Raw genomic sequence first — 15,823 nt, 5'->3', positions numbered from 1 at the left:
GAACATTAACTGAACGGCATTACGGCGCGAGCCGGGCTTTGGTTTTGAGGCCAGCGATGTCGCGCGAATTGCGTCAGGTGCACAGCATCAGCAGTTTCACGGAGCGAGCCCCCGTTCCCCGCTGGCATCGAAGTCGGCGATGATCGCTTCGTCACCGGCATTGAATGCCTCGACCGTTGCCGGAATGTTCAACCCGGCAAGCAACTGACGCGCTGCACCGATCCGCTTCGACGGTGCATACGGGACAATCCGGGCGACCGGATGACCGTTGCGGGTAATCACGACTTCCGATTCGTGTCCCAATTCGAGCGCATCGACAAGGCTTGCGAGCCGTGACTTGGCGTCGTGCATGTTGACGGTCGGCATGATCGACTCCCGGTTAGCTCGCCTGGCAGAACCGAACGCCGTGCCCGCCGGCAGGCGGGGGCCATGGCGATTCAGCCTGCTCGTGCCAGTCAGTTGCCGCTGCCGCGCGTCACGCGGCGCGCCTTGACCGATTCCACGAGGCCTTCGAGCACCTTCACGCTGTCGTCCCAGGCGATGCACGCGTCGGTGATGCTCTGGCCATAGGTCAGCGGGCAGCCTTCCTTCAGGTCCTGACGGCCTTCGACGAGGTGCGACTCGATCATCACGCCGACGATGCGCGCGTCGCCGGCCGCGATCTGGCGGCCGATGTCCGCACAGACGGGGATCTGGTTCTCGTGCTTCTTCGAGCTGTTCGCGTGGCTCGCGTCGATCATCAGGCGCGCGGCGAGGCCGGCCTTGCCGATGTCCGCGCAGGCGGCGTTCACGCTGTCCGCGTCGTAGTTCGGCGCCTTGCCGCCGCGCAGGATCACGTGGCAGTCCTCGTTGCCGGCCGTCGACACGATCGCCGAATGGCCACCCTTCGTCACCGACAGGAAATGGTGCGGCTGCGATGCGGCCTTGATCGCGTCGACCGCGATCTTCACGTTGCCGTCGGTGCCGTTCTTGAAGCCGACCGGGCACGACAGCCCCGATGCGAGCTCGCGGTGCACCTGCGACTCGGTCGTGCGCGCGCCGATCGCGCCCCACGAGATCAGGTCGGCGATGTACTGCGGGCTGATCATGTCAAGGTATTCGGTCGCGGCCGGCAGCCCCATCTCGTTGATCTGCAGCAGCAGCTCGCGCGCGGTGCGCAGCCCTTCGTTGATCTTGAAGCTGTTGTCGAGGTGCGGATCGTTGATCAGCCCCTTCCAGCCGACCGTCGTGCGCGGCTTCTCGAAGTACACGCGCATCACGATCTCCAGTTCGCCCTTGAAGCGCTCGCGCTCCTTCACGAGCCGGCCCGCGTACTCGATCGCCGCCTTCGTATCATGGATCGAGCACGGCCCGACCACGACGATCAGCCGATCGTCCATCCCGTGCAGGATGCGGTGCATCGACTGGCGCGAGTTGTAGATCAGCTCGGACGCGGCTTCGGAGCACGCGAATTCGCGGATCAGGTGGGCGGGCGGCGTCAGTTCCTTGAGTTCGCGAATGCGGACGTCGTCGGTATTGTGCGGGGGCATGCTGTTTCTCCTATGTCGACCGGAGTTAGCGCTTTAGCGGTTACTCCGGTCCCATGCAAAGCGGTTGAGGGCGCCGTTCGGTCAGTGCGCGTGCGGCAGATTCATCAATTCAAGCGATTCAGTGGTGTCGGTCGGGGCCGCGGGACGCTGCGGCGGCGACCGGGTGGCGAAGGGCGAAAAAAAACCGCCGGGTTCGCCGGCGGTTTTTTCGGGAATTTCGGTTGCGCTTTACGCGCCATCAACCCTCTCGATCCGCCAGCGGTCTGAGATACCAAAAAAAGTAAAAGTAAAACTTGGCGGACATGACGGGGATTCGGTTCGTCAAAAAAAGTTGATTCGGAATTTATACCCCGTCGCCGTGCGGCTGGCAACCGGGAAACGTCAAAAATGCGGAAAATCCGCGCGTTTTCTTCAAAATGCGCGGATTGTCTGCGCCGCGATGCGGTTATGCCGTACCGCCAACCGTCATCTTGTCGATCCGCAGGGTCGGCTGGCCGACGCCGACCGGCACGCTCTGGCCTTCCTTGCCGCACACGCCGACGCCCGTGTCGAGCGACATGTCGTTGCCGATCATGCTCACGTACTTCAGCGATTCCGGGCCGCTGCCGATCAGCGTCGCGCCCTTCACCGGGTAGGTGATCTTGCCGTTCTCGATCATGTACGCCTCGGACGCCGAGAACACGAACTTGCCGTTCGTGATGTCGACCTGGCCGCCGCCGAAGTTCACCGCGTACAGGCCGTTCTTCACCGACGCGATGATTTCCTGCGGATCCTTGTCGCCGTTCAGCATGTACGTGTTCGTCATGCGCGGCATCGGCAGCGCCGCATACGACTCGCGCCGCGCGTTGCCCGTGACCGGCATCTTCATCAGGCGCGCGTTCAGCGTGTCCTGGATGTAGCCCTTCAGGATGCCGTCCTCGATCAGCGTCGTGCACTGCGTCGGGTTGCCTTCGTCGTCGATGTTCAGCGACCCGCGGCGGTTCGGCAGCGTGCCGTCGTCGACGACGGTCACGCCCTTGGCCGCGACCCGCTCGCCGATCCGGCCGGCGAATGCCGACGAACCCTTGCGGTTGAAATCGCCTTCGAGGCCGTGGCCGATCGCCTCGTGCAGCAGCACGCCCGGCCAGCCCGGCCCGAGCACGACCGTCATCGCGCCGGCCGGCGCGGGGCGTGCGTCGAGATTGACGAGCGCCGCGTGCACGGCGTCGTCGACGTAGCGCGACAGGACTTCATCGGTGAAGTAACCGTAGTCGAAGCGGCCGCCGCCGCCGCCGGAGCCGATCTCGCGGCGGCCGTTCTGCTCGGCGATCACCGTGACCGACACGCGCACGAGCGGGCGGATGTCGGCCGCGAGCGCGCCGTCGCTGCGCGCGACGAGCACGACGTCGTATTCGCCGGCGAGGCCCGCCATCACCTGCGTGACACGCGGGTCGCGCCCGCGCGCCATCTGTTCGATGCGCTCGAGCAGCTTGACCTTGGCCGTCGCATCGAGCGACGCGAGCGGATCGGACGGCAGGTACAGGTCGCGACCGGAGATGCCCTTCAGCGACGTCGCGGCCTTGATCTTCTGCCGGCCGCCGCCGGCCGCCGCGATCGCCTTGGTGGCGGCAGCGGCCTGCGCGATCGCTTCGGGCGACAGGTCGTCCGAGTACGCAAAAGCGGTGCGGTCGCCCGCGACCGCGCGCACGCCGACGCCCTGGTCGATGCTGAAGCTGCCCGACTTGACGATGCCTTCCTCGAGGCTCCACGCTTCGCTGCGGGTCGCCTGGAAGTACAGGTCGGCATAGTCGACGCGATGCGTGAAGATGTCGGCGATCGTGCGCGTGAGCAGGCTTTCGTCGAGGCCGTACGGCGTGAGCAGGATGTCCTTCGCCAGCGCGAGGTTGCGGATGCCGGGTTCGATGATGTTCATGCGGATATCGGGGTTTCTCAAAAAGTTGTCGGGTGCTTCTGGGCAGATGGGTTGGCCGCGCGGTGTTTCAAGCGGCGAAGCGGATTCAGGTCAGCACGCGGTGCCGCCACGCGGGCAGGCTCTGGCGCACGTCGGCGATGCGCTGCGGATCGATCGCGCCGAGCACGACGCTCGCGCCCACGTCGCGGACCGCGACGATCTCGCCCCACGGATCGATCAGCATGCTGTGGCCCCAGGTGCGCCGGCCGTTCTCGTGCTTGCCACCCTGCGCGGCCGCGAGCACGTAGCACTGGTTCTCGACGGCCCGCGCGCGCAGCAGCGTTTCCCAGTGCGCGCGGCCCGTCGTATACGTAAACGCCGACGGTACGACGATCATCGCGCAGTCGCCCATCCTGCGATACAGCTCCGGAAAGCGCAGATCGTAACAGACCGACAGGCCGACCCGCCCGAACGGCGCGTCGAACGCGACGACCGTATCGCCCGCACGGATCGTGCGCGCCTCGTCGAACGACTCGTCGCCTTTCTCGAAGTTGAACAGGTGGATCTTGTCGTAGCGCGCGGCCTCGTTGCCGGACGGATCGAACACGAGCGTCGTGTTCAGCACGCGATCGGGCTCGGGGGCCTTCAGCGGCAGCGTGCCGCCGATCACCCAGATGCCGTGGCGCCGCGCGGTGTCCGCGAGGAAGCGCTGGATCGGGCCGTCCTGGTAGGGCTCGGCGAGCGCGAGCTTGTCGGTGTCGCGGTGGCCCATGAAGCAGAAATACTCGGGCAGCAGCACGAGCTGCGCGCCTTCGCCGGCCGCTTCCGCGATCAGGCGGCGGGCTTCGGCGAGATTGCGCGCGACGTCCGGCGTGCTCACCATCTGCAGCGCGGCAACCCGAAAGGGTGTAGCGGAACGGGTGTGGTCGGTCATCGCGGGATCGGTTGCGTCATAAATGGGGTGCGGCCCGGCACCGTGCGCGGTTCGACGCGCGGCTCAATGGTTCACCGCATCGGCGGGACCGTGATTTATCTTACCCTGATCGCTCCGCACCCGCTCGATGTGCGGGTGCGCCCACGAACCCGTGATCGCGTAGTCGAGCGCGAACGCGTGCGACAGCGTCTCCGACAGCGCGTAGTTCGCGGCCAGTACGCCGACGCCGAGCAGCGGATTGATGATCGCGGCCGCGATCGCCGCCGTGCCGGCGCCGATCTTCGGTGCGACGTGCGCGTGCAGGTCCTGCGTCTCGTGGCCGAGGTCGACCGCGCCGCGTACCGTCACGTTTGCGGGCGCCGTCGTCATCGAGAAGTCGTCGGTGCGCGCGATCCCGTTCGAGATCCGGCCGGTGCCCGTGATCTTGTCGAACGGCAGCCCCTTGCCGACCACGTCGCGGAAATTCAGCGTCAGGAAGCGCGCGAGGCTTTGCAGGCTCAGCACGCCGAGGAGTTTCGCCGCACCCGGATCGACTTTCAGGATCTGCCCGTGTTCGAGGTCGAGCGCGACCTGGCCGCCGAGCGACGGGAAGTCGAGCGCGGTCGGACCGCCGCGCCAGCCGACCTTGCCCGTGACCGTGCCGTGACCGCCCGCGAGCGTGCGCGGCAGGCCGACGCGGTCGAGCAGCGCGCCCGCGTTGTCGATGTCGAGCTTGAAGTCGAATACGGTGCGGCGCGGCGCGTCGTTTTCGTCGGCGCCGCGGGCGAGCGCGCGGCGCGACGTGCGCCAGTTGCCGGTCGCCGTCAGCTTCGCGGCCGGGTTCGACAGTTCCAGCTTGTCGAGCTGCCACACGGGCGTGCCGTCCTCGTCGATGTTGCGCGCGTTGACGACCAGACGGCCGATGTCGTGATTGCGCGCGACCACTTGATCGACGATCAGGTCGATCGACGGCATCGGGCGGTCGGTCGGCGTCGGCAGGTTCATCGCGCGGCCGACGAGGTCGTGCTGCGCGCTGTCCGGGATCACGAGCTTCGCGAGCCGCGCGTTCAGCACGCCCGCGCCGTTGTGGCCGCCGCCCGGCGCCCACGACAGGTAGCCCGACACCTGGTTCGACGCGATGTTCGCCTGCCACAGCTCGTCGATGTGCGACGCGCCGACGATCACGTTTTCCCAGTTGCGCTTGAGCAGCTTCAGCGTGCCGAAGTGGAACGCGAAACGCTTCGGCGCGAAGCTTGCGAAATCGACGCGCGGCGCGGCCGGCGGCTCCGGCGCGCGCGGCGTCGCGGGCTGCAGCGTGTGGGCGAGCGCGAGCCACGCGTCGGCGTCCAGTTCGTCGACGTCGACGGCTGCGCTCACGCCGTCCTGCGGCATGTCGGGCATCCGGTGGATGCCCATCGCGCCGCGCACCGCGCGCAGCGGCTGGCCGCGCGTCGCGTCGAGCAGGTAGGTCGCGGACACGGGGCCGAGCGTCAGGTCGGCGTGTTCGAGGCGCTTGCCGTCCGCCTGCGGCGCCGGCTGCAGCGTGAAGCTGAACGGCATCGGCGTGCCGGCCGGCTTCGCGAACGGTGCCGGGAAATTCAGTGCGACGCCCGTCAGGTCGGAATGCGCGCTGATGTCGGGCAGGCGGCCCGGCGCGCCGCGCACGGCGAGCTTGTACGGTGCGTCGCCGACCACGTGCTCGAGCAGCGCGGCGGCCGGGCCGTGCAGGTTCAGGCCGCGCGCGGCGTCGAGTGCGAGCCGGCCGTCGACGTCCACCGTGTACGGGCCGTGCGACTGGAAGTTGCCGTTCGCGTGCACCGGGCCGCCGAGGAAGCGCCCCGACAGGTCGTGCAGCGACGCGCCGGCCTCGGTGAACCGGACGCTGCCGCGCAGCGCCGACAGCGGCGGCACGCCGCTGGTCGACAGCGTGTTGCCGCCGAACGCGAGCGCCCCTTCGATGTGCGTATGCGGATGCGCGACGTGCTGCGGAATCGTGATCTTGAGCCCGAGCGACGCCGGCCCCTGCGCATCGATCCGCTGGCCGATATGCCCGCTCATCGTGCCGAGCGAGCTGTTGTCCGCGTAGTCGATCAGGTCGGCGAGCGGGCCCTGCGCATGGCCGTCGATGACGAGCGGCGAGTGGGTCGGGTTGCCGAGATCGTCGATGCGGCCGGCGACCTTCGTCAACGCGACGCGCTTGTAGTGCGCGCGGTCGATGTCGAAGCGCAGCTTGTTCTGCGCGAGTTCGAACTTGCCGTCGATCCCGTCGAGCGCCGGCCAGACGCTCGGCGTGCCGTTGGCGAGCTTGCGCGGCGGGTACGGCGTCGGCTCGAAGCGGCCGCCGGTGAATGGCGCGACGATGTGGAACACGCCGGCGTTCGGCTCGTGTTCGAACGGGAATTTCTCGAGCGGGCCGCGGGCGACGATCGACGCGCCCTTGGTCACCGTGCCGTCCTGCAGCGCATGGCCGAGATAGTCGCGCAGGTGCTCGGACATCCCGGTCGGCAGGTAGCGCGGAATGCGCGCCACCGACGCGCGTGCGAACTCGGCGCGCAGGTCGAGCGAGCCGCGGCCGTGGCCGGGGTTCGTGTACGAGCCCGACACCGCGATTTCGGCATCGGGGTTCGAGACGAGCAGGTCGGGCAGCGTCACGTCGACGCGCGCGTGCTTGTCGGCGGGCGCGGGCGTGATCGCCCATTTGACGTTGCCGCGCAGCCGGTCGAACGTCAGGCGCGGCTCGTCGAACTCGCCGGGCACCGTGACGGCCGCGTTGACCGTGTCGAAATGCGCGGTGCCGCCCGTCTCGCTCGCGTCGACGCGGCCCCACAGGTTCTCGATGCCCGGCCAGCCGGCGCGCGGGTGGCCGCGCGGCGACAGGCCAGGCGGCGGCTCCTGCGCGGCGAAGCTGAGGCCCTGCAGGTCGCCGAGGAAGCGGTAGCGGACGATCGGCGCGGCGCCGGTGCGGCGCTCCTCTTCCGCGAGATCGGCTCGCGCGGGTTTCGCGCGCTCGACTTCGATCTGGTAGTTCGACATCATCCCGCGCGGGTCGATCTTGATCAGTTCGTTGCGCAGGCGTGCAGGCAGCGGCAGGCCGCGAATGAATTCGCTGAGGATGCCGAGATCGACGCGATCGCCGACGACGCTGATCAGTTGCCCCTGGGTCGCCGTCGGCACGCGGTAACGGGCCGTCAGCGTCGACAGCGCGAGCGAGCGGGCGAGCGGCGTGCCGTCGTCGAGCGGCGGCTGGCCGAGTTCCGCGTGGAAGCGCGACAGGTGCAGCGTGTAGTCGCGCCCCGTGTCCATCGCCATGTCCCAGCCGAATCCGACCACCGGCACGTCGAGCCGCGGCTGCGTCGGCCGCACGCGCAGCGTGACGTCGGCGCCCTGCAGGTCGCCGCCCGCCGAGCGCAGCCGGCCGTCGCGGAAGGTCGCCCAGATCGCGTTGTCGATCCGGCCGGCATGGATCGTGAGCGGTATGTCGAGGTAACGGGCGAGCGTCTGCAGATCGACGGGGCCGGTCGACAGGTACGCGTCGCCGGTCCAGTTGGACGGCTTGCCGACCGGCGCGAGCGCCTTGTGCGTGAAGCGCGCGCGGAAATCGAGCGGGCCGAGCAACAGCGTGCCGTTCGCGGGCGCCTGCAGTGCGGCCCGGTGTACGCGGCCGTTGTTGAGCACCGCGATCCGGATGCCCGACAGCACGAGCTCCGGCGCGTCGTGCTGCGCGTCGCGCCAGCGCAGCGTGCCGCCGCGCAGCACGATCGCTTCCTGTTTCAGCAGCCAGGTGCCGAACGTGTCGTTGCCGCCGTGGGTGGTCGCGACGCCGACGCCCGCGATGCTCAGCGAGCCGTCGGCGGCGCGCGCGACGACGAGGTCGGGCTGGTCGACGATCAGGCTCGACAGCGCGGGCGACAGCCGCAGCAGCGACATCCACGACAGCGCGGCGGTCGCATGCGGCACCGACAGCGCGATCTTGCCGTCACGGCCACGGATCGTCAGGTTCGTGAGTTCGACGCCCGGCTGCATGCCGGACCAGTTCGGGGAAAGCTTGCCGATCGAAAGCTGCGCGTGGAGCTTGTCGGACACGAGGCGCTCGATGCGCGGGCGGAATTCGTCGATGCGGGGCAGCAGCACATAGCGCAGCCCCAGGAACGCGCCGGACGCAACGAAGTAGGTGCCGATCCCGACTGCCAGCGTCACCTTGAACACGCGACGCAGGACCGGATGATCGTGCTTCGGAGGTCCCGCTTCGGGCGCTGCTACGGCGGATTCCTGACGGTCGGACATGCGGCGGACGGGCGGCGATATGGTAGTTTTGCAGACTGACGTTGAAATGTATCACACGGGTTCGTGCCGGCGGCCGTTGCGGCAGTGCGGCACGGGCTTTCCGGCGCGCGGTTTCGCGACGGACGCACGTGCGTCCCGCGATGCCGCGCCGAGTCCATGGGGCCTGTCGGCAGCGGCGCGCGCACGCGTTTGCCCGCGCCGGCCGGCCTTACCGCCAGGCCCGCTTCTCGATGACCGACGCTTCCGCCCTGATCAGCACGTCCTATTCCCGTTATCTCGCGCGCGCGGCCGCCGCGCGGCCCGCGCTGGCCGAACAGGTCGCCGAGTGGGCCGCCGCGCCGCTCGCCCGCGCGCAGCTCGACGCGCGCCTCACCGAACTGCTCGCGATGCCGGCCGGCGCGGCAGCGCCGACCGAGGAGCAACTGAAGCGCGCGCTGCGGCAACTGCGCGCCGAGGCGTTCGGCGCGGTCGCGGAGCGCGACCTGCGCGGGCAGGCGGACGTCGCCGAGGTGACCGGCACGATGACCGATCTCGCCGAAGTGGCCGTGCAGCGCTCGCTCGCGCTGCTGTCGGCCGAACTCGAGGCGCTGTACGGCGAGCCGCGCGGCGCCGACGGCCAGCGCGTCGTGCTCGGCGTGGTCGGGATGGGCAAGCTCGGCGGCCGGGAACTGAACGTGTCGTCGGACATCGACCTGATCTTCGTCTACGAGGACGACGGCGAGACGACCGGCGGCGCGCGCGCGCCGCTGTCCACGCAGGAATACTTCACGCGGCTCGGCCGGCGCCTGATCGGCGTGATGTCCGAGGTCACCGCCGACGGCTACGTGTTTCGCGTCGACATGCGGCTGCGTCCGAACGGCGATTCCGGGCCGCTCGTCTGCAGCCTCGGGATGCTCGAGGAATATTTCTACGTGCAGGGGCGCGAGTGGGAGCGCTATGCATGGATCAAGGGGCGGCTCGTATCGGAAGGCGACAGCGACGCGGCGCAGCGGCTCGAGTCGCAGCTCGAGTCGATCGTCAAGCCGTTCGTGTACCGCCGCTATCTCGATTTTGGCGTGATCGGCGCGATCCGTTCGCTGCACCAGCAGATCCGGCAGGAAGCCGCGCGCCGCGCGTCGATGCGGCCCGACAAGGCCGACGACATCAAGCTCGGGCGCGGCGGGATCCGCGAAATCGAATTCAGCGCGCAGGTGTTCCAGCTGATCCGCGGCGGCCAGGATGCGGAGTTCCGCGTGCGGCCGACGCTCGCGGTGCTGCGCCATGCGCAGGCGCGCGGGCTGATCGGCGAGGACGTGCGCGCGCGCCTGACCGACGCTTACAACTTCCTGCGCACGCTCGAGCACCGGCTGCAATACCGCAACGACGCGCAGACGCACGCGATGCCGGTCGAGCCCGACGAACGCGCGGCGCTGGCCGCGTCGCTCGGTTTTGCCGACTATGCGGCGCTGATGACGGTGCTGGATGACCACCGGACCTTCGTCGAGGCGCAGTTCCGCCAGATCTTCGCGGACAAGGTGGGCGGCGGCCCCTGCGCGGCGGGCGACGATACGGCGGCTTCGTGGATCTGGAGCGGTGCGCTGGCCGACGACGGCGAGGACGACGCGCTGGTCGCGCGCCTCGACGGCCTCGGCTTTGCCGATCCGGCCACCGTGCTCGCGCGGCTGCGCGCGATCTGGCAATCGTCGCGCTACATGGGCCTGCCGGAAAAGAGCCGGCAGCGCTTCGACAGCGTCGCGCAGCGGGCGCTCGACGCCGCGCCGCGGATCGACGCCGCGCGCCGCGACGACACGATCGTGCGCCTGTTCGACTTGTTGGAGACGGTCAGCCGGCGCGGCGTCTATCTCGCGCTGCTGACCGAATATCCGGCCGCGCTCGACCGCGTGCTGTCGGTGCTCGGCGCGACGCGCTGGGGCGGCGGCTACCTGATCCGCCACCCGCAGCTGCTCGACGAACTGCTCGACGACGAGGCGATCGCGAGCCCGTTCGACTGGCCCGCGTTCAAGGATGCGCTGCGGGCGCGCCTTGCGGCAGCCGATGGCCCCGAGCAGCAAATGGACCTGCTGCGGCACGCGCAGCACGCGGAGGTGTTCCGGATCCTGCTGATCGATCTCGCCGGGCAACTGTCGGTCGAGCATGTGAGCGACCGGCTGTCCGAGCTGGCCGATGCGGTGCTCGACGTGACGATCGAAGTCGTCTGGTCGCAGCTCGCGAAGCGCCATCGCGACGTGCCGAAGTTCGCGGTGATCGCGTACGGCAAGCTGGGCGGCAAGGAGCTTGGTTATGCATCCGATCTCGACCTGATCTTCCTGTACGACGACCCCGACGAGCGCTCGGCGGACGTCTACACGACCTTCACGCGGCGGCTCATCACGTGGCTCACGACGGCGACCGGTGCGGGCGCGCTGTTCGACATCGACCTGCGCCTGCGGCCGAACGGCGAGGCCGGGCTGCTCGTCACCGATCTCGACGCGTTCCGCCGTTACCAACTGCGCGAGGGCGATGCCGCGAATACCGCGTGGGTGTGGGAGCACCAGGCACTGACGCGCGCCCGCTACAGCGCGGGCGACGCGCAGATCGGCGCGGACTTCGAGGCGATTCGCCATCAGGTGCTGACGACGCCGCGCGACGGGGGCGTACTCGCGAAGGAGATCGTCGACATGCGCGGCAAGGTGTTTGCCGGTCACCCGAACCAGACCGAGCTGTTCGACCTGAAGCACGATCGCGGCGGGATGGTCGACATCGAGTTCATCGTCCAGTACTGGGTGCTGCTGCACGCGTCGAGCGACGCCGAGCTGATCCGCAATACCGGCAACATCGCGCTGCTGCGCGAGGTCGCGCGCTTCGGGCTGATGGGCGAGGACGAGGCCGAGCAGGTTGGCGCGGCCTACCGCAAGTACCGGAAGCTGCAGCACAAGCTGCGGCTCGACGGGATGGAGAAGGCGCGGGTCGATCCGGCAACGGTCGCCGGCGAGCGGGCCGCGGTGACGGCGTTGTGGGAGCGGGTGTTCGGCGGCGCGTGACGGCGGCGCGCGGGCCGTCCGGGCCGCGCACCCGAGGCGTTGAGATTCGATTGAGATTGTTTGCGCGGAACGGCCGGCATCGAAAAAATGCGGCTTTCCGTTCAACCGGCACCGCGTGTGCACGAAGCGATCTCGAGCCTATTTTGAAACCGATCCGCCATTCACTTGTCACGACGGCGCTGTCCGCGGCCGTCACGGGACTTTTCTCCGTTGCCGCCCACGCCGCCGATGCGGCGCCGACCCCGCTCACGAACCGGTTGCTCGGCGAAGGCCAGTGCCTCGCGTGGCAACCGGGCGGCGACGCGGTCGCCTTCGCCGCGTGCGATGGCAGTGCGGCGCAGGACTGGCAGTTTCAGAAGCAGAGCGGCGGTTATCAGCTAATCCGCAACCGGGCGGCGATCGCGCAGGGAGGCGATCGCTGTCTGCGCACCCACTCGGACGGTGACGCGGGCCGGGTCGCGCTGGGGAGCTGCAACGGAGACGGCTACACGTCGATGCGCGCCTGGCAGGTCAGCGCCGGCCTCGACGGCCGGATCGTGCTGCGCAACAAGTATCGCGGCGATCTGGGCCGAACCGAAGTGCTGAGCGCGTCGGCCGACAACCGCGACGTGGCGATGCGTCCCGGCACGGGCTTCACCCCGGCGTCGACGTTCACCTATCCGCTGCCGCAACCGCTGCCGACCCGGCCGCTTGCCGGCGATAAATCCGTGCTGCTGATGGTCACGCACTTCAACGACTCGAAACCGGCCGATGCCGACGTCGTGCGCAAGGCCGTGTTCGGCGATGGCGACGACTACGCGTCGCTGCGTCGTTATCTCGAGGTCGCGTCGCGCGGCAAGCTGACGGTTCACGGCGAAACGCTCGACAGCATCAATCTCGGCGACCGGCCGGCAACCTGCGATTCGGGCGCGATCCGCACGGCCGCGCGCAAAGCGGCGCTCGCACGTGGCGTGAATCCGGACCAATTCGACTACCTGTTCGTCGACCTGCCGAAAATGAGCAACTGTGGCTGGAGCGGCCTCGCCGCGACGCCGGGCAACTGGATCCTGTCGAACGCGAGCGGCCACGGTTACTGGATGTGGTCGCACGAGTTCGGCCACAACCTCGGCGCGAAGCATCCGGGCTCGCTCGTCGATTGTCCGACGCCGGGCGGCACGGTCGAGGTCGGCGGCGCATGCCGCGCCGGCAAGGTCGACGATCCGTCCGACACGATGGGGGGCGGCGGTCGGCGCCTGTATCCGGCGAGCTACCAGCTGTTCGCCGGCTGGCTCGGCGAAGCCGACGTACCGGAGATTCGCGCTGACGGCACCTATCGGCTTGCCCCGCTGTGGGGCGATGCGCTGGGCGCGAAAGCGTACCGGGTCGCGCGCACCGACGGCTCGACGCTGTGGTTCGAGTTCCGCCAGCCGCTGCGCGGTTTCGACGACTGGAAGGCGGGCGATCCGTTCGTCAACGGCGTGATCGTGCGGACCGTTGCGCACGGCGGCAACGTGCTGACGAACACGCTGGTCGATGCGATGCCCGGCAGCGCGGACGGCATGAAGGACGCGCCGCTGATGCCCGGGCACACGCTGCACGATGCGCTGTCGGGCAAGCTCGTCACCGTGAAATCGGTCGGGCCGGACGGCGCGGTGATCGAGGTGAGGAACGACGGCCTGCTGCTGCCGAACGCGGTGGTCACGGGCCCGCAGCAGGCGGACGCGGGCGCGCGGGTCGTGCTGTCGGGCGCGTCGTCGGGCGGCGAGCATCTGCGCTACGCATGGAGCGCGCTGGCCGGCATCGACGCGAAGCCGGCCGGCGCCGAGTTGCGCTTCGTCGCGCCGGCGCTCGAGCAGGACCGTGACTACGCGTTTCGCTTGACCGTCGCCAACGACCACGACTACACCGCGCAGGCGACGCACGTCGTCAAGGTGAAGGCGCAGGAGGTCGTCGCGCCGCCGCGCGCGGCGATCGGCGGACCGGCGTCGGCCGACGGCGGCGCGAGCGTCGCGTTGTCCGGCGAGTCGTCGACGGGCAAGGGGTTGAGCTATGCGTGGACGGGGCCGGCCGGCGTGCCGCTCGTGCAGACCGGCGCGGTCGCGACGTTCACCGCGCCGACCGCGGCGGATGCGCGGCGCTACGACTTCAGGCTGGTGGTGACCGATGCGCTGGGCCGCACGTCCGACGCGACCCACCGCGTGACCGTGCACGCATCGGTCGGCGAGGGCGTGGCCGCGTGGGATCCCAGGCAGACCTATGCGCAGCCGTGCCAGAAGGTCAGCCATGCGGGCAAGGTCTGGGCCAACGGCTGGTGGGTGCTGGGCGACGTGCCCGGCACGGGCGGCGAGTGGGCCGCGTGGCGCCCGGTCGGCGCGGCCAACATGCACGAGCAGTGCAAGGCTTGACGCGCGGGCGGCACGGCGGGCGCGATGATGGCTCGATGCGGCGCGTGGGGCCGCATGCGAGGGCCGGGTCCGGCCGGATGAATCGGGCGAGTCCGCCCCCCCGGCCTTTGCGTGGCCGGGCGCCGAGTCGTGAAGGCCGCGTCAGGCCGCCAGCATTTCCTTCGCGTGCTTGCGCGTCGTGGCCGTGATCTCGAGCCCGCCGAGCATCCGCGCGACTTCCTCGATCCGGTTGGCCCGGTCGAGCGCGACGACCGTCGAGACCGTGCCGCCGCGGTCGTCGGCGCCCTTCGCGACCTGGAAGTGATGGTCGCCGCGCGCGGCGACCTGCGGCAGGTGCGTCACGCACAGCACCTGGCGGTCGCGCCCGAGCTGGTGCAGCAGGCGGCCGACCACTTCGGCGACGCCGCCGCCGATCCCCGTGTCGACTTCGTCGAAGATCAATGTCGGCGTCGGGCTCGCCGCGCTCGCGATGACCGCGAGCGCGAGGCTGATCCGCGCGAGTTCGCCACCCGACGCGACTTTCGCGAGCGGCCGCAGCGGCACGCCGGCGTGCCCGGCGACCCGGAATTCGACCTGCTCGAGCCCGTGCGGGCCGCCGTCGGCGAGCGGCACGAGCGAGACTTCGAAACTTCCGCCCGCCATCGACAGTTCCTGCATGCCTGTCGTGACGGCCGTGCCCAGCGCCCTGGCGGCCTGCGCACGCGCCTTGGACAGGTGCTTCGCATCGGCGAGATAGGCTTCCCGCGCCTTGGCCTGGATTGCCTCGAGCGCACCGAGATCGGCGGCCGCGTCGAGCGCGGCGAGCTGGGCGCGCCGCGCCGCATGTTCTTCGTGCAGCGTGCCGGGCGGCAGCCGGAACTTGCGGGCGGTCGAGTGCAGCACATCGAGGCGCGTTTCGACCTGCGCGAGCCGCTCGGGGTCGAGATCGACGCGCTGCGCGTAGTGCGACAGCGAGTAGACGGCTTCCTGCAGCTGGATCTCGGCCGGTTCGAGCGACGCGAGCGCGTCGCCGAGCGCGGTGTCGTAGTCGGCGAGGCTGCGCAGCTTCGACACGATCGCGCCGAGCTGCGCGAGCATCGCGTCGTCGGCCTCGGACAGCGCGTTGAGCGCGCCCCGTACGCCTTCGATCAGGTTCGCCGAATGCGACAGGCGCTTGTGCTCGTTGCTGACTTCATCCCATTCGCCGGCCTGCGGCGCGAGCTTGTCGAGCTCGGCGAGCTGCCACGCGAGCTTTTCGCGTTCGAGCTGCAGCTCGCGCTCGTGCGCCTTCGCGGCGTCGATCGCCTGCGTCGCGTCGCGCCAGACGCGCCACGCGCGCGCGACGTTCGCGGCATCGGAGACGAGCCCCGCGTGCGTATCGAACAGCTCGCGCTGCGCGTCGGGCCGCATCAGCAGCTGGTGCGCGTGCTGGCCGTGGATGTCGACGAGCATCTCGCCGAGTTCGCGCAGTTGCGCGAGCGTCGCGCTGGTGCCGTTGATGAACGCGCGCGAACGGCCGTTCGCGTCGATCACGCGGCGCAGCATCACGGTGTCCTCGGCGTCGAACGCGTGTTCGTCGAGCCAGCGCACGACGCGGTCGTGCGGCGTGAATTCGGCCGTGATGTCGGCGCGGCCGCAGCCGGTGCGTACGACGCTCGCGTCGGAGCGTTCGCCGAGTGCGAGCGCGAGGGCGTCGATCAGGATCGATTTTCCGGCGCCGGTTTCGCCGGAAAACACGGAAAAGCCGCTGTCGAATTCGAGATCGAGCGCGGCGACGATGACGAAGTCGCGTATCGAGAGGTGGCGGAGCATGGTGTCGGGCG

General features: G+C 69.5%; 8 protein-coding genes. 2 read left to right on the top strand and 6 right to left on the bottom strand.

The genetic code is table 11. The annotated features are described in order from the left end of the window. Positions 1-96: 96 nt before the first annotated feature. From VL15_RS02540 to VL15_RS02520, 5 genes are all read right to left on the bottom strand, one after another. Positions 97-366 (bottom strand): type II toxin-antitoxin system Phd/YefM family antitoxin, encoded by a 270-nt coding sequence (locus VL15_RS02540; protein WP_048242941.1) that lies wholly within the window; start codon positions 364-366, stop codon positions 97-99. A gap of 89 nt (positions 367-455) precedes the next feature. Continuing rightward, positions 456-1,529, bottom strand: a complete 1,074-nt coding sequence (gene aroG, locus VL15_RS02535; protein WP_048242940.1) for a 3-deoxy-7-phosphoheptulonate synthase AroG — start codon at positions 1,527-1,529, stop codon at positions 456-458. Between the two features lie 445 nt (positions 1,530-1,974). Next, positions 1,975-3,441 (bottom strand): metalloprotease TldD, encoded by a 1,467-nt coding sequence (gene tldD, locus VL15_RS02530; protein ID WP_048242939.1) that lies wholly within the window; start codon positions 3,439-3,441, stop codon positions 1,975-1,977. Between the two features lie 85 nt (positions 3,442-3,526). Beyond that, the gene (locus VL15_RS02525) at positions 3,527-4,354 is read right to left on the bottom strand and encodes a carbon-nitrogen hydrolase family protein (RefSeq protein ID WP_048242938.1); all 828 of its coding nucleotides are present in this window, start codon (positions 4,352-4,354) and stop codon (positions 3,527-3,529) included. Positions 4,355-4,417: 63 nt separating this feature from the next. After that, positions 4,418-8,617 carry a YhdP family protein gene (locus VL15_RS02520; protein ID WP_048242937.1) on the bottom strand — a complete coding sequence of 1,400 codons (4,200 nt, stop codon included), beginning with the start codon at positions 8,615-8,617 and terminating at the stop codon, positions 4,418-4,420. Between the two features lie 230 nt (positions 8,618-8,847). Here VL15_RS02520 and glnE point away from each other — a divergent pair, with 230 nt between their 5' ends. Together glnE and VL15_RS02510 are read left to right on the top strand one after the other, a co-directional pair. Further along, positions 8,848-11,637, top strand: a complete 2,790-nt coding sequence (glnE, locus tag VL15_RS02515) for a bifunctional [glutamate--ammonia ligase]-adenylyl-L-tyrosine phosphorylase/[glutamate--ammonia-ligase] adenylyltransferase (RefSeq protein WP_048242936.1) — start codon at positions 8,848-8,850, stop codon at positions 11,635-11,637. A gap of 143 nt (positions 11,638-11,780) precedes the next feature. Beyond that, positions 11,781-14,021 (top strand): carbohydrate-binding protein, encoded by a 2,241-nt coding sequence (locus VL15_RS02510; protein ID WP_230684305.1) that lies wholly within the window; start codon positions 11,781-11,783, stop codon positions 14,019-14,021. A gap of 141 nt (positions 14,022-14,162) precedes the next feature. Here the strand turns inward: VL15_RS02510 and recN are convergent, their stop codons facing one another. Beyond that, the gene (gene recN, locus VL15_RS02505; RefSeq protein ID WP_048242935.1) at positions 14,163-15,812 is read right to left on the bottom strand and encodes a DNA repair protein RecN; all 1,650 of its coding nucleotides are present in this window, start codon (positions 15,810-15,812) and stop codon (positions 14,163-14,165) included. Positions 15,813-15,823: the final 11 nt, after the last annotated feature.

The sequence above is a fragment of the Burkholderia cepacia genome (genome assembly GCF_001039005.1).
GTDB classification, from domain to species: Bacteria; Pseudomonadota; Gammaproteobacteria; order Burkholderiales; family Burkholderiaceae; genus Burkholderia; species Burkholderia theae.
Note: the sequence above shows the minus strand (reverse complement) of the source record. Positions and strands in the feature narration are given on the sequence as shown.

Bases quoted from the DNA above. Each gene is read 5' to 3' on its own strand.
- VL15_RS02540 (WP_048242941.1), bottom strand. From the start codon at position 366: ATGCCGACCGTCAACATGCACGACGCCAAGTCACGGCTCGCAAGCCTT.
- aroG (WP_048242940.1), bottom strand. From the start codon at position 1,529: ATGCCCCCGCACAATACCGACGACGTCCGCATTCGCGAACTCAAGGAA.
- tldD (WP_048242939.1), bottom strand. From the start codon at position 3,441: ATGAACATCATCGAACCCGGCATCCGCAACCTCGCGCTGGCGAAGGAC.
- VL15_RS02525 (WP_048242938.1), bottom strand. From the start codon at position 4,354: ATGACCGACCACACCCGTTCCGCTACACCCTTTCGGGTTGCCGCGCTG.
- VL15_RS02520 (WP_048242937.1), bottom strand. From the start codon at position 8,617: ATGTCCGACCGTCAGGAATCCGCCGTAGCAGCGCCCGAAGCGGGACCT.
- glnE (WP_048242936.1), top strand. From the start codon at position 8,848: ATGACCGACGCTTCCGCCCTGATCAGCACGTCCTATTCCCGTTATCTC.
- recN (WP_048242935.1), bottom strand. From the start codon at position 15,812: ATGCTCCGCCACCTCTCGATACGCGACTTCGTCATCGTCGCCGCGCTC.